Below are 13,476 nucleotides of genomic sequence, written 5' to 3' on the forward strand. Positions count from 1 at the left end.
CTGAGCCTGAGATCGAATAAGTCATGCAAACGCTCGACCCCACCGTCATCACGCACAATCTGCAGCCGATTGCCGCCGGCCTCGCGACCACGCTCGGCACCTGGGCTGCCGGCGTGGTGATCGGCATCCTGATCGGCTTTCTGATCGCCGTGCTGCAACTCTTTTGCGGACGCTGGGTGCGCGGCCTGTTACGCTTCTATATCGAACTCTTCCGCGGCACGCCATTCCTGGTGCAACTGTTTTTGCTGTACTACGGCGGCCCTTCCTTCGGCCTCACGCTCGAACCGATGACGGCCGGCGTACTCGGCCTGGGTCTCTACGGCAGCGCGTATTTCGCCGAGGCGTTTCGCTCCGGCTTTCAATCGGTGCCACCGGGTCATCTCGAAGCGGCCTCCTGTCTCGGGCTCACCCGCTGGCAAGCGATCCTGCGCATTCAGGTACCGCAAATGCTGGTGCTGATCGTGCCCGCGCTCACCAACCTGATTATTGTGCTGAGCAAGGAAACCGCCGTGCTGTCGATCGTCACCGTCCCCGAACTCACCTTCGTGCTGACCGGCATTGGTTCGGCCACCTTCGCTTTCGTCGAGACGCTGCTGGTGCTATGCGTGTGCTATCTCGCGCTGGTTGAATTGACCTCGCGCGTGGGTATGTGGGCAGAAACCCGCATCGCGCGCTTCATGGCATGAACGCAATCCGGACCTCCCTATGAACGCTATCGCCGACATGCCCTCCTCCGCGTCCACCGCCGCCTTCGATACGCCGACAGGCGCGCCGCTCATCGAAGTGCGCGGCCTGAAAAAACGCTTCGGCGAAGTCGAGGTGCTGCGCGGCGTCGATCTCGAGATCGCCCGCTCCGAAGTGGTCTGCATCATCGGCCCGTCGGGTTCGGGTAAAAGCACACTGCTGCGCTGCCTGGCCGCGCTCGAAACCTACGATCAGGGCGACGTGCGCATCGAAGGCGAATTGCTAGGCTATAGCGAGCGCAATGGAAAACGCGTGCGAGCGTCGCAGAACGAGATCAATCGCGTGCGGCGCAACGTCGGTATGGTGTTTCAGCAATTCAATCTGTGGCCGCACATGACAGCGCTCGGCAATGTGATGGAAGCCTTGCTGCGCGTGCGCCATCTGTCGCATGACGAAGCGCGCCGCCGCGCCAATGCGATGCTGGAAACCGTCGGCCTCGCGCATAAGGGCGACGCCTATCCTGCGAAACTCTCGGGCGGCCAGCAGCAACGCGTTGCGATTGCACGCGCGCTGGCGATGGAGCCGCACATCATGCTGTTCGACGAACCGACCTCGGCACTCGATCCCGAGCTGGTCGGCGAAGTGTTGCAGGTAATGAAGCAGCTTGCGCGCGACGGCATGACGATGGCCGTGGTCACGCACGAAATGGGTTTTGCCGCGCAGGTGGCCGACAAGGTCATGTTCATCGACCAGGGACATATCGCCGTGCAAGGCAAGCCGCGCGAAGTCTTTCACGATGCGGGGCAGCCGCGTTTGCGGCAGTTCCTGCAAAACTATTTCGACCGCAATGCGTTCTGGACACGCGGCCCTGACGACGTGGAACCGCAATGAAGACCATGCACACGGCGATTGAGCCGCCCGCCGCCCGCTACGAACAGGTCAAGAACCATATCCGCCAGATCATCGAATCGGGCGGCCGGCAAGCGGGCGAACGGCTGCCGTCCGAACAGGAACTGGTCACGACACTCGGCGTGTCGCGCATGACGGCGAATCGCGCGCTGCGCGAACTGGCCGATGAAGGCCTCGTCACCCGCGTGTCCGGCGTCGGCACCTTCGTCGCGCAAACCAAGCCGCAATCCACGCTGCTGATGATCGCCCATATCGGCGACGAAATCCGCTCGCGGGGTCACGAATACAGCTACGACACGGTTCTCGCGCAACGCGAAACCGCGCCGGTGACTGTGTCGAACGCACTAGGGCTGGCGCCCGGAGCGTCCGTGTTTCATGTGATTTGCGTGCATCGCGAGAACGGCTTGCCGGTGCAGCTCGAAGACCGTTACGTCAATCCGGTAACCGCGCCCGACTTCCTGAAGCAGGACTTCGCCACGACGAGGCCGTCCGAGTATCTGTTCGTGACGGTGCCGGCGCACGACGTCGAGCATGTCGTCGACGCGGGCCTGCCGACGCGCACTGAGGCCGAATTGCTGGAAATTCACGCCGACGAACCGTGCCTGACGCTGATGCGCCGCACCTGGACGAGCGGCGTTGCGGTCACGTTCGCACGCTTCGTGCATCCGGGTTCGCGGTACCGGCTGGGTTGCCGGTTCACGCCGGACCTGTCGCAGCGCCAGGGCTAGCGGCGCACACGCCGCCCGCCCTCGCTCTTATTGCGCGGCTTATACGTTGCCCGCCAGATGAAAACGCGATGCCGGATGCCACAACTGCACCGACGTCGCCACATCGTCGCCCACCCAGGTGCGGCGCCATAGCTGCAAGCATGGCTCGCCGATATCCATCATCAGATGCCGTCGCACATATGCGTCGGGCTTCTGCGCATAGATGCGAAACTCCGCGCGCTGGATCGGCGCGAGCCGCACCATGTAATGATTCGGCGTCTCGACGGTGAAGTCCTGTTGCAGGTAGTCGGGAAACACCTTCGGATTGACGTAGCGATCTTCGTACTGAATCGGCTCGCCCTCCTCGCTATGCACAATGCACGAGTGAAACGCAGGGCCGCTGGCGAGGCCGAGCGCTTCGAGCGCGTGTGGATCGTCGCTGGGTTCGAGCATCAGCACACGCGCTGAATGACGATGACCGCGCGCGGCGATTTCGTCGGCAATATTGCGGATTTCCAGTACCGTCGATTCGTAGCGCTGCGGCGCGACGAACGTGCCGGAACCTTGCACGCGCGTCAGCACGCGTTCGGTGGTGAGCTCGCGCAAAGCGCGCGACACGGTCATGCGCGCGACGCCGAATTCCTTGACCAGTTCCGTTTCGGATGGAATCAAGCCGCCCGGCTTCCAGTCCCCTTCGCTAATGCGCCTGAGTACATAGCGCTTGATCTGCTCGTAGGCGGGCATCGCCTTGGCGGGTGTCTGCTGGGTACGGCCAGGCGGGTCCTGCGTCTCTGCGGTTTGCGGGTGTGTGTTTGTAATAGTGTTCACGTCGACCTCGTGGGTGGTACGCGGGTGGTACACATTTTTGGCCAGCTCACTGGCGGGTAGCCCGCTCACCGGCTCTGTCTCCGTTCATGCAATCCGTTCATGCAATCCGTTCATGCAATCTGCCAGTCCAGCCTGTCCAGTCTGTCAACTCCGGGCCCATCGATTCGGGCCCGGCAAGCGGCCCTTCAACCTGCATGGGCGGCCGCGCTGCCATCATTGGCCGCCGGATCGGCGCCGAGCCGGTCCGCGGCAGCAACACTCGTCACACTTGCCAAAGCAGCAAGACTCGCGCCGCTGGTCAAAGCATCCGGCCCGGGCCGAATATTACCCGGGTTTGGCAGCGGTGGCGGCATTCCGTCGGCGATCATGCGAAACGCAATCGCCATGTCGTCCGCGAGCGGCCGGTCGTCGCGGTAAGTCGGCACGACACGGCGTACGCGATGCCAGAGCGCATCCGTGTGCGGCGCGCGCGGCGCATCGACGCTCTGCAGATCGTAAGCCTGTGCCGCCGCCAGCAATTCGATAGCAACAATGCGCCCGGCATTGTCGAGAATCTCCAGCGCCTTGAGCGCGGCAGGCGTGGCATGGCACAGGTGGTCCTCCTGCAAACCGGACGTGATACCGCCGTCGAGACTCGCCGGCATCGCGAGGCGCCGGTTCTGCGCCACCAGCGAAGCCGCCGTGTACTGCGCGATCATGAAGCCGGAACAGGTGCCGCCCGGCTCCGCGAGAAACGCCGGCAAGCCGCTCACGAGCGGATTGACGAGGCGGTCGAGGCGCCGCTCGGCCATCGCCGCGACTTGCGCGATCGCGGTGGCAAGGCTGTCCATCGCCAGTGCGATCGACGCCCCCACCGCATGCGCCTGCGAATAGACACGTGGCGCTTCAGGCGTGCCGGCGACGATCGGGTTATCGGTAATCGATGCGAGTTCGCGATTGACCACGTCGGCGGTCGCGGTGAGCACGTCGCGCGCGGCGCCATGTACGTGCGGAATGGTCCGCATGCTCAACGGGTCTTGCGTGCGCTGGCCGATCACTGCGGCGAGAATGCCGCTGTCGGCGAGCGCGATGCGCATCCGTTCTCCAACCAGATTCAGGCCCGGCGAAATGCGCAACGCCAGCGAGTCTTCATCGAAAGCCGCGATCTGGCCGCGCAGGTTCTCGAAGCTCATCGCGGCGACCACATCGGTCCAGTCGAGCAGGCGTGCGGCACGCGCCAGCGCCAACGCGGCGAGGCCCGTCACGCACGGCGTGCCGTTGACGAGGCATAAGCCCTCTTTCGCGTCGAGCACCAGCGGTTCGAGGCCGAGTTGTTGCAAAGCATCACGCCCTTTGATGCGTTCGCCGCGATAGCGCGCATGGCCCTCGCCAATACAAACCAGCGCGATATGCGCCATATGACTCAGATAACCGACCGAGCCGAACGCCGGGACTTCCGGCAGGCAATCGGCATTGAGCAATGCGACCAGTCGATCCGCAACTTCGAGGCGAATCCCCGAATGCCCGTGCGCAAAGTTGTTGACGGCGGCCGCCATGATCGCGCGCGTCTCAGCGACACCGAGTGGCGCGCCCACGCCTACCGCGTGGCTCATCAGAATGTTGCGCGACAGGGTGCGTTGTTCGGACGGCGACACGATCACATCGCACAACGCGCCGACGCCGGTATTCACGCCATACGCGCGCATCCCGCGCTCGACGATCTGTTCAACAAGCACGCGCGCCGCCGCGATACGCGAACGGGCTTCAGCGGAAAGTTCGAGCGGTTCACCGGCGGCGATCGCCGCCACCTGAACCCAGTCGAGAGGACGATCGGAGCGGATCACAGCCATGGTAGTGCCCGGTGCGGTGAAGTGACGAAGGAATAAGCAGCGAATGCTGATGAATTAATTAGTCGTGCGATCCTGGTGACTCGACACGAACTGGCGGAACCGGTCCGACTTGCACTCGACGAACACTTCGTCCGGCGTACCATCGGCTTCGACCTGACCTTGATGCAGGAACATCACGCGATTCGACACGTGCCGCGCGAAGCCCATCTCGTGCGTGACGACCAGCATCGTGCGGCCTTCTTCGGCGAGCGAGCGCATCACACGCAGCACTTCACCAACCAGTTCCGGATCGAGCGCCGAGGTCGGTTCGTCGAACAGCATCACCTTCGGATGCATCGCCAAAGCGCGCGCGATCGCCACGCGCTGCTGCTGGCCGCCGGACAGATGCGCCGGATAGTGGCCGCGCTTTTCCGCCAGGCCGACTTTCGCGAGCAACGCTTCCGCCTCTTCAACCGATTCGGCTCGGCTGCGCTTTTGGACACGCATCGGCCCTTCGATCAGGTTCTCCAGCACGGTCATATGCGACCACAGGTTGAAGTTCTGAAACACCATGCCGAGTTGCGAACGCACCCGGTCCACCTGGCGGCGGTCGCTCGGTTGCAGCTTGCCGTCACCGCGCCGCTTCATTTTCAGTTCTTCGCCGCCGAGCGCGACCGAGCCGTCATCCGGCGTTTCGAGCAGATTCAGGCAGCGCAGGAAGGTGCTCTTGCCGGAACCGCTCGCGCCGAGAATCGAAATCACGTCGCCTTGATGGGCGTCCAGCGAAATGCCTTTGAGCACATGGTGGTCGCCGAACGACTTATGGATGTTCTTGACCGACAGTGCAACGGGTGCCGTAGCATTCATAGGGTTCTCCAGATTCTGCAAGAAGTGCGATCGTTCAGGGCGTAGCGCGGCGCGCTTCGGTCGTGGTCGAAACCGGCCGGCTCGGCGCGCTTTGCGCGGGCGCCGCACGCAAATGGCGCGACAGGCGCGTCTCGAGGAAACCGAGCAACCGCACGATGACGAAATTCAGGAACAGATAGATCAACGCGGCGCAGATGAATACTTCCGTAGTGCGGTACGTTTGCTGAATGATCTGCTGCGCGACACCGGTCACTTCCCACACGGTGACGAGACTTGCGAGCGCGGTGGATTTGACGAGCAGCACGGCCTCGGTGGAGTACGCGGGCAGACACTGACGCAACGCAATCGGACCGATCACACGGCGCAGCAGCGCGAAACCCGACAAGCCGATCGAATAGCCCGCTTCGATCTGGCCGACCGGCACGGCCATCAAGCCACCGCGAATAATCTCGGCGGTATATCCAGCGGTGCACAGCGCCAACGACAAAACCGCGCACATGTACGGCTCGCGCAACACCGGCCACAGAAAGCTCTCGCGAATCACGCCGAACTGGCCCATGCCGTAGTACACCAGGAACATCTGGATCAGCAGCGGCGAGCCGCGGAACACAAGGATATAAGCACGCGCGAAGCGGTTCGGCAGCCAGTGAGGCGACACGCGCATCGTGACGATCACGAGCGAAAGCAGGCCACCCAGAATCAGCGAGCAGAAAAACAGCCCGAGTGTGGTCGGCACGGCCGCGATCAGTTGCCGCAGCGTATCGAGCAGGAAATCGAAGTCGAAATGCATGATGTCCGGTCCTCGTCAGTTGCGCGCGAAGTTGCGCTTGAAGGATCGGCCCACGCGCGCTTCGGCGCGGTTGAAGACCCGGTTCGAAATGCTGGTCATCAGCAGATACAACGCGCCGCCCACCACGAAGAACGTGAAGTATTGATGCGTCGAACCCGCCGCCACCTGGCTCACGCGCAGCAATTCGGCGAGCCCCGTGACGGAAATCAGCGCCGAGTCTTTCAGGCTCAATTGCCAGACATTGCCGATGCCCGGCAACGCGAAACGCAGCACTTGCGGAATCAGAATGCGGCGCGCCATGGTCATGGTGGGCATGCCGATCGAACGCGCCGCTTCGAGCTCGCCGCGCGATACCGCGAGCACCGCCGAGCGGTACACCTCGGCCTGATACGCGCCGGAAATCATGCCGACCGCGAGCGCGCCCACCACGAACGGCGGCACGCCGACAAAGCCGTCCGCGCCGAACCATTGACCGATCGTGGTTACAAGCGTCGAGCCGCCAAAATAGAACAGATAGATGACGAGCAACTCAGGTACGCCACGAAACACCGTGGTGTACGTATCACCGATCACGCGCAGCGTGCGAAACCGCGACAGCTTGGCCGCCGCGACCAGCGCGCCGAATACGGCGCCGACCGCGAGCGCTGCCAGCGTGAGCGCGACCGTCATCAATGCCGCGAGCAGCAACACGCCGCCCCAGCCCTCCGGCCCGAAGCCGAGCATCTCTATCAGAGCCATTCCCTACCCCTCATCCATTGCGACGGATCGAACCAGCCGGCCTGCCCGGTTTCTTCACACCGCGCAGGCCGTTACTTCTGAACGCTCAAGCAGATCAGGAGCGAATCAAGGCGTGACGTCGGTCTTGAACCACTTGGTGGAGAGCTTCTTGACGGTGCCGTCTGCAAGCGCGGCGCCAATCGCGGTGTCGAATTTCGCTTTCAGGTCAGCGTCCTGCTTGCGGAACGCGAGACCTTCACCCGGACCCCAGATCGGGCCGCCGATCTTCGGGCCGGCCATGACGACCGACGCGTTGTCCTTCTTGTCCATGTTGGCGGCGTAGTAAGTCACGTCGTCGAACGAGGCGTCGATACGGCCGTTGGCCAGATCGAGGTCGCGCTCAGGCGAGGTCTTGTAGACACGGATCGTGGAGACGTCCTTGAAACCGTCGTTGATGAACTTGGTGTAGACCGTGCCTGACTGAATGCCGATGGTCTTGCCCTTCAGTTGCTTGCGCAACGCGTCGACGGTGGGTTGATCGGTTTTCGGATCGCCCGACAGCTTGACGACCGGCGCGCCCGGCGCAGCCTTGGGCAACACCTTCGCGTCGGTCACGGCGAACGTGGCCGGCGTGGCGGCGTAGGGCCTGGAGAACGCAATGATCTTTTCGCGTTCCGGCGTGATCGAAATCGCGTCCATCAGCACGTCGAACTTGCCCGCCTGCAGACCGGGAATCATGCCGTCCCAGTCTTGCGCCACGAGGTTGCATTGCAGCTTGATGCGCTCGCACAGATTGGCGACCAGCTCAGGTTCGAAGCCGCCCAGCTTGCCGCCCGGCAGCGTCAGGTTCCATGGTGCGTAACCGCCCTCCAGGGCGATCGTCACCGTCTTCCAGTCTTTGGCCTGCACCGGTGCCGCGAAAATCGTCGCGGCACCGAGAACGGCACCCATCACTGCTTTTGCTAACGTCGTGCGCTTCACTTTCACGTCGAAACTCCTTGGATTGGGGAAACCGTCGAACTGGATCTTCTAACTGCACCTTAATTTGTATAGACAAGTCTGCATGAGTCAAAAAGCCATCGCAAGAGGATTTGTTTGAAATCACGCAGATCATCGGGTAAGCCCCTATAAGATGCCGTGTGACAAGGCTTTAAAGGGTGCTTCGACCGCACGAAGATGGCGCACCGAGCGTAGCCGGGTGCACCAATTCGATTTCTTTTGTCTAGACAGGTTGGCGTCTGAAGTGCTGGCGCACTTCGAATCGGCGCGTTGCGCGCCCTACCAGATGAACGGCACGAAGCGGTAACGCACGCGTGCGATGTAGCCGGTATAGCCGTCGAGTTGTTCCGCCAGTACGCGCTCCTCACGTACCGCGCGCCAGCCGATACCGATCACCATCACCGGCACGCAGGCAAGCCCCCACCATGAACCAAGCAGCAACGGCGTGCCGATGAACAGCAACAACGCGGCCGAGTACATGGGATGACGGACATGGGCATACAGGCCGGTGTCGATGACTTTATGGCCGCGGCCTGTCTGAATCTTCACAACCGGTGCGGCATAGCTATTGGCCCGGAAAACGATCACACACAGGAGCAGGCAAACGAGAATGCACAGCGAGCCGAGACTCACCAGCCAAACCGGAAACGGCGCCGACCAGCGATAACGCATGGCATCGAGTCCCATCAGGACGAGCCAGGCGCCCCAGGCCACCGTCACCGCCATCATGAAAATCCGATCCCAGTGGCTTTGTTGCGCCTGAACGATCGGCGCGAGACGCTCGGCAAGCAGACCAGGGTCGTGGCGCGCCAGCCACAAACCAACCCACAGACTCAGCCCGCCTGTCTCGATCAGATACCACCACCCCGCAGGCCAGGCGAACGTGCCCGCGGCGCCGAACAGCAGCGCGCCCATGCATGCCAGCCAGAGCGACGTTTGGAGGATGAGGCGCGTGATCATGGTTGGGTCGTGGCGCTTGTAAGTGGTTGTGGGTGAAAGGAGCGCCGCCTGGGCGCTCGTTATGCCCCGGCCTCAGGCGGAAGCCGAACTGACGCGCCCGAATACGTCCGCAATGTCGATGTCGCCCGTGTTCAGGCCGAATTGATCGTGCAGGCAAGCCGCGAGTTCGTCCGCACTCTTCAGTTGCCGCTCGCTGATGACCTGGCCATCCGCCGCGCGTTCGTTCAACTGGTTGTCGAGCAAGGTCAGGCGCGATTCCGGCAGGACGAGGCAAACGATCAGGTGATTCAGGAACACGGATTCCGGTGCGGTCGAGGTGTACCAGTTCGACGTCTCGTAGTCGATCCATTCGACCGGGTGCAGGTCGAAACGGTAGACGCGAGCCCAGGATTCATCGCGAGACTGCACTTCGAGATAGAGCGCACCGCGCGCCGCATCGGCCAGACGGAACGTGCCCAGCTGCGTGGGCTGCGCGCTGCCGGCGACGAGCCGCAGCGGAGCGGTCAGCGTCACGCTGCCGAAACCGACGTCGGCGATCCACGCTTCGTTCCTGATGTCGACACGCAGGACCATGTGCGTACGCGGCGGAATCGCGCCGGATTCGCGGCCCCAAAGAACCCGGCCGAGCAAAGGCGTTACGTCGAAGCCCAACTGCATCAGGACATTCGCGAACAGTGCGTTCTGTTCGAAGCAATAGCCGCCGCGTTTTTGCGTAATCAGCTTGTGTTCGATTGATTCGAGATCGAGTTTCACCGCGCGATGCGTGAGCGGGTTCAGGTTCTCGAAAGGGATCGATCGGGGGTGCAGCTTATGGAGTTCCTGAAGCACTTCCAACGTCGCCGCGCGAGGCCCTTGGTAGCCTATGCGGGTGAAGTAATTTTCCAGATTCACGGTATGTGACATCGGTGTCGTCCCGGTAGGGTTTGGAAATTGTGCGCCTGATGTGCACCTGGTGCGCGCTTGAGAAGTGCTTCGCGCCATGGCGCGACATCGGAAGATGATCATAGCTTCTTTTGTTACCCGCTCGACGGAACACGAATCCCACGACTCGCCGCCTGCCTGTTCATATCTGCTTCCTGACATTGAGCTTTCGAGTTACTCCGGCTCTTCGCCCCCGCTCCGCCCAGCAGCCATTCGATATGACCAAATTCATACTAAAGCATTACATATTTATTCGGTTTAATTTACATACAAACAACCTTTAGTAGCAGTCCGTAAAGCTCGAAATTACACCCTAGTAATATTGATGCGAATCGTTCTCATTTGTGTTGACGCACCTATGCCGCGTGCGTACGATCTCGCCATCTGCTGCATCCGGCGTCGCGAACCGATGTGGCAACTCGCAAGCTTACGGCAACGTAATGCCGCGATGGTTAGATCAGTCGATACAACACAAATAAGGATTTCGATGAAGTTCGCCCAATCAACTGAACGCACCGGCCAGGTGCGTTGGCTTCGCGACGCCGGCACCGCGCGCCGTTCGCGTTTGCCTTCGATGCGGCGCCTTGCGCTCTGCACCGCTTTCGCCTGGGCCTCGTTGACCGCCGGCGTAGCCATGGCCGACGCCAATCCCGATGCCGCACCGGAAGCGCCCGAAGCCGACCTGAACATCAAGGCGACTCAAACGAATCAATGGACCGGCGTGTGGAATCGCGCGACGTTGCTCGGCGACATCGGCGGCCTGCGCCCCTGGCTCGGCAAATACGGCGTGACGTTCGCGCTCACCGAAACCAGTGAAGTGCTCGACAACCTGCGCGGCGGCCTTGCGCGCGGCGCGGATTACGACGGCCTCACGACTGCGACCTTGCAGATGGATACGCAAAAGGCGTTCGGTTTGCCGGGCGGCCTGTTCAACGTTAGCGCGTTGCAGATCCACGGCGCCAACCTCAGCGCCAACAAGCTGGGTACGCTGAACACGGCGAGCGGTATCGAAGCCGACGACGCCACCCGCCTGTGGGAATTGTGGTATCAGCAATCGTTCCTGAACAAGCGTGTCGACATCAAGATCGGTCAGCAGAGTATCGACCAGGAGTTCATCACCAGTTCGAACGCGGCACTGTTCGTCAACACGATGTTCGGCTGGCCCGCCCTGCCGTCATACGACATGCCCTCCGGCGGTCCCGCCTATCCGCTGTCCGATCTCGGCGTGCGCGTGCGCGGACAGATCACACCTTCGTTGACGGCGCTCGTCGGCGTATTTGACGGCGATCCGCTCGGCAACAATCCGAACAACAAGAGCGGCACCAACTTCAACCTGCATAACGGCACGTTGTACATCGGCGAGCTGCAGTACGCGATCAATCAGCCGGCCGACGGTGAAATGGTCGGCGCGGGCGGCGGCGGTCTGCCCGGCACCTACAAGCTCGGCCTCTGGTACAACAACGGCAGCTTCGCCGATCAGCGCTTCGACAACACCGGCCTTTCGCTTGCGAACCCGGCGAGCACCGGCGTCGCGCAGAACCATCACGGCGACTACAGCATCTACGCGGTAGCCGACCAGATGATCTGGCGCCCGGATCCGGACGAGCCGCGCAGCCTCAGCGTTTTCGGACGAGTGATGGGCGCACCGGGCGACCGCAATCTGGTGAGTCTCTCCGCCAACCTCGGCATCGTGCTGAAAGCGCCGTTCGCCGGCCGCGACAACGACAGCGCCGGCATCGCGCTCACCTACATCAAGATCGGCAACCACGCGAACGGCCTCGATCAGGATAACCAGGTATTCAGTGGCGGCCCCTATGGCGTGCGCACCAGCGAAACCACACTTGAAGCGACCTACCAGTATCAGGTCAACCCGTGGTGGCAATTGCAAGCCGATGCGCAATACACGTTCAATGCCGGCGCCGGCCAGAACCCGAGCGCGCCGACGCAACCGCTGCGCAATACGTTCGTGGTCGGCCTGCGGACCAACATCACGTTCTGATGCCGTTCGCCATGACTACCCACGCAGATTCGCATACCCAAGTTAAATCGAACTCCATGCTTTCGATCATGACCGCAACTACCGCTTTGTGCTCAGGCACGGAGGCACACTCATGAACTATCCCACGCGCAAATTTTCGCCGCGCACCGCGCGGGCCCTGATTGCCGCAACCGTCAGCGCCGCTGCGTTCGTGACGGCCGGCGTTGCACAGGCCGAGCCGCAAGGGTTCCTCGAAACCATCAAGCATCACACCACGCTGATCAACACCGTGCCGGAGAACGGCGACCAGAATCCGTACGCGGTAGTGGTTGCGCCGGTCACGGCAGGCACCGTCAAGCAAGGCGACGTGCTGGTCGGGAATTTCAATAACTCGACCAATCTGCAAGGCACCGGCAGCACGATCATCAACTATCATCCGGACACCAAACAGATGACGGTGTTCGCGACGGTGCCGCGCGATCTGAAGGAATGTCCGGGCGGCATCGGACTGTCGACCGCGATGACCATGCTCAAATCGGGCTACGTGATCGTCGGCAGCACGCCGAGCAATGACGGCACCACCGGCACGAAGGGCGCCGGCTGCCTGATCGTGATCGATCCGAACGGCAAGATCGCATCGACCATCACCAGCCCGAACATCAACGATCCGTGGGGCAACATGGCGGTCGTCGACAACGGCACGAGCGCGACGCTGTTCGTCAGCAATGCCGGTTTCGGCGTGGGCGGTGCGGAAGGCAATCCGCCGGTGTTCAAGCAGGCCACCGTCCTGCGTCTGGACCTCGACGTGCCGGCCGGCAAGGCGCCGGTCGTGAAGAAGGAAACGGTGATCGGCAGCGGCTTCGGCGCGCAGGCGGACAAGGGCGTGTTCCTCGTCGGTCCGACCGGCCTCGCGCTGTCGGGCGATCAGAAACTGCTGTACGTATCCGATGCAATCGGCAACCGCATCACCGAAATCGACGAACCGATGACGCGCGACACCAGCGCCGGCGTGGGCCGCCAGCTGACCGCCGACGGTCTGCTGCATCGCCCGCTCGCCATGGTCACCGCACCGAATGGCCACCTGCTCGTCACCAATGCGTTGAACGGCCAGATCGTCGAAATCGACCCGGCCAGCGGCAAGCAGATCTACGCGCGCTGGATCGACACTGACAAGGCCCAATCGCCCCCCGGCAACGGCGACCTGTTCGGTCTCGCCCTGACGCCCGAAGGCGACGGTTTCTATTACGTGCAGGACGACGTGAACACGCTGGTCCTCGCGAAGTAAATCAGACAGGCGCAAATCCGGCC

The 13,476-nt window shown here is 62.3% G+C and carries 13 protein-coding genes; 5 read left to right on the forward strand and 8 right to left on the reverse strand.

The window, feature by feature from the left end; translation table 11 throughout:
- The first annotated feature begins 23 nt into the window (after window positions 1–23).
- The 3 genes from GH665_RS31420 to hutC (GH665_RS31430) are packed head-to-tail and all read left to right on the forward strand — an operon-like array spanning window position 24 to window position 2,321.
- A complete protein-coding gene (locus GH665_RS31420; RefSeq protein WP_153141046.1) occupies window positions 24–686 on the forward strand; it encodes an amino acid ABC transporter permease in 663 nt (220 codons plus the stop codon).
- Window positions 687–705: 19 nt separating this feature from the next.
- Window positions 706–1,575: an amino acid ABC transporter ATP-binding protein gene (locus GH665_RS31425; RefSeq protein ID WP_153141047.1), complete on the forward strand. Its 870-nt coding sequence runs from the start codon at window positions 706–708 to the stop codon at window positions 1,573–1,575.
- The gene (gene hutC, locus GH665_RS31430; RefSeq protein ID WP_153141048.1) at window positions 1,572–2,321 is read left to right on the forward strand and encodes a histidine utilization transcriptional repressor HutC; all 750 of its coding nucleotides are present in this window, start codon (window positions 1,572–1,574) and stop codon (window positions 2,319–2,321) included. Before GH665_RS31425 ends, hutC (GH665_RS31430) begins: the two co-directional genes overlap by 4 nt.
- Window positions 2,322–2,360: 39 nt before the next feature.
- Here hutC (GH665_RS31430) and hutC (GH665_RS31435) read toward each other — a convergent pair whose 3' ends face one another.
- From hutC (GH665_RS31435) to GH665_RS31470, 8 genes are all read right to left on the reverse strand, one after another.
- The gene (hutC, locus tag GH665_RS31435; RefSeq protein ID WP_153142385.1) at window positions 2,361–3,044 is read right to left on the reverse strand and encodes a histidine utilization transcriptional repressor HutC; all 684 of its coding nucleotides are present in this window, start codon (window positions 3,042–3,044) and stop codon (window positions 2,361–2,363) included.
- Window positions 3,045–3,313: 269 nt separating this feature from the next.
- Window positions 3,314–4,957, reverse strand: a complete 1,644-nt coding sequence (locus GH665_RS31440) for an HAL/PAL/TAL family ammonia-lyase (protein ID WP_153141049.1) — start codon at window positions 4,955–4,957, stop codon at window positions 3,314–3,316.
- Window positions 4,958–5,011: 54 nt separating this feature from the next.
- On the reverse strand, window positions 5,012–5,803 hold the full coding sequence (locus tag GH665_RS31445; protein WP_028197383.1) for an ABC transporter ATP-binding protein: 792 nt from the start codon (window positions 5,801–5,803) through the stop codon (window positions 5,012–5,014).
- A gap of 34 nt (window positions 5,804–5,837) precedes the next feature.
- A complete protein-coding gene (locus GH665_RS31450; protein ID WP_153141050.1) occupies window positions 5,838–6,593 on the reverse strand; it encodes an ABC transporter permease in 756 nt (251 codons plus the stop codon).
- Window positions 6,594–6,608: 15 nt separating this feature from the next.
- A complete protein-coding gene (locus GH665_RS31455; protein ID WP_153141051.1) occupies window positions 6,609–7,331 on the reverse strand; it encodes an ABC transporter permease in 723 nt (240 codons plus the stop codon).
- A 105-nt stretch (window positions 7,332–7,436) separates the two neighbouring features.
- A complete protein-coding gene (locus GH665_RS31460; protein WP_408275836.1) occupies window positions 7,437–8,261 on the reverse strand; it encodes a transporter substrate-binding domain-containing protein in 825 nt (274 codons plus the stop codon).
- Between the two features lie 327 nt (window positions 8,262–8,588).
- A complete protein-coding gene (locus tag GH665_RS31465) occupies window positions 8,589–9,269 on the reverse strand; it encodes a methyltransferase family protein (protein ID WP_153141053.1) in 681 nt (226 codons plus the stop codon).
- Between the two features lie 72 nt (window positions 9,270–9,341).
- Window positions 9,342–10,172, reverse strand: a complete 831-nt coding sequence (locus tag GH665_RS31470; RefSeq protein ID WP_153141054.1) for an arylamine N-acetyltransferase family protein — start codon at window positions 10,170–10,172, stop codon at window positions 9,342–9,344.
- Window positions 10,173–10,677: 505 nt separating this feature from the next.
- Here GH665_RS31470 and GH665_RS31475 point away from each other — a divergent pair.
- Together GH665_RS31475 and GH665_RS31480 are read left to right on the forward strand one after the other, a co-directional pair.
- On the forward strand, window positions 10,678–12,189 hold the full coding sequence (locus GH665_RS31475; RefSeq protein ID WP_153141055.1) for a carbohydrate porin: 1,512 nt from the start codon (window positions 10,678–10,680) through the stop codon (window positions 12,187–12,189).
- A gap of 112 nt (window positions 12,190–12,301) precedes the next feature.
- Window positions 12,302–13,453, forward strand: coding sequence for an NHL repeat-containing protein (locus tag GH665_RS31480; protein ID WP_153141056.1), 1,152 nt, complete (start codon window positions 12,302–12,304; stop codon window positions 13,451–13,453).
- The last annotated feature ends 23 nt before the right edge of the window (window positions 13,454–13,476 follow it).

It is taken from the genome of Paraburkholderia agricolaris (genome assembly GCF_009455635.1).
Taxonomy (GTDB): Bacteria; Pseudomonadota; Gammaproteobacteria; order Burkholderiales; family Burkholderiaceae; genus Paraburkholderia; species Paraburkholderia agricolaris.

Excerpts from the sequence above, each read along its gene's own strand:
- GH665_RS31420 (WP_153141046.1), top strand. The coding sequence starts at position 24 with ATGCAAACGCTCGACCCCACCGTCATCACGCACAATCTGCAGCCGATT.
- GH665_RS31425 (WP_153141047.1), top strand. The coding sequence starts at position 706 with ATGAACGCTATCGCCGACATGCCCTCCTCCGCGTCCACCGCCGCCTTC.
- hutC (WP_153141048.1), top strand. The coding sequence starts at position 1,572 with ATGAAGACCATGCACACGGCGATTGAGCCGCCCGCCGCCCGCTACGAA.
- hutC (WP_153142385.1), bottom strand. The coding sequence starts at position 3,044 with ATGCCCGCCTACGAGCAGATCAAGCGCTATGTACTCAGGCGCATTAGC.
- GH665_RS31440 (WP_153141049.1), bottom strand. The coding sequence starts at position 4,957 with ATGGCTGTGATCCGCTCCGATCGTCCTCTCGACTGGGTTCAGGTGGCG.
- GH665_RS31445 (WP_028197383.1), bottom strand. The coding sequence starts at position 5,803 with ATGAATGCTACGGCACCCGTTGCACTGTCGGTCAAGAACATCCATAAG.
- GH665_RS31450 (WP_153141050.1), bottom strand. The coding sequence starts at position 6,593 with ATGCATTTCGACTTCGATTTCCTGCTCGATACGCTGCGGCAACTGATC.
- GH665_RS31455 (WP_153141051.1), bottom strand. The coding sequence starts at position 7,331 with ATGGCTCTGATAGAGATGCTCGGCTTCGGGCCGGAGGGCTGGGGCGGC.
- GH665_RS31460 (WP_408275836.1), bottom strand. The coding sequence starts at position 8,261 with ATGGGTGCCGTTCTCGGTGCCGCGACGATTTTCGCGGCACCGGTGCAG.
- GH665_RS31465 (WP_153141053.1), bottom strand. The coding sequence starts at position 9,269 with ATGATCACGCGCCTCATCCTCCAAACGTCGCTCTGGCTGGCATGCATG.
- GH665_RS31470 (WP_153141054.1), bottom strand. The coding sequence starts at position 10,172 with ATGTCACATACCGTGAATCTGGAAAATTACTTCACCCGCATAGGCTAC.
- GH665_RS31475 (WP_153141055.1), top strand. The coding sequence starts at position 10,678 with ATGAAGTTCGCCCAATCAACTGAACGCACCGGCCAGGTGCGTTGGCTT.
- GH665_RS31480 (WP_153141056.1), top strand. The coding sequence starts at position 12,302 with ATGAACTATCCCACGCGCAAATTTTCGCCGCGCACCGCGCGGGCCCTG.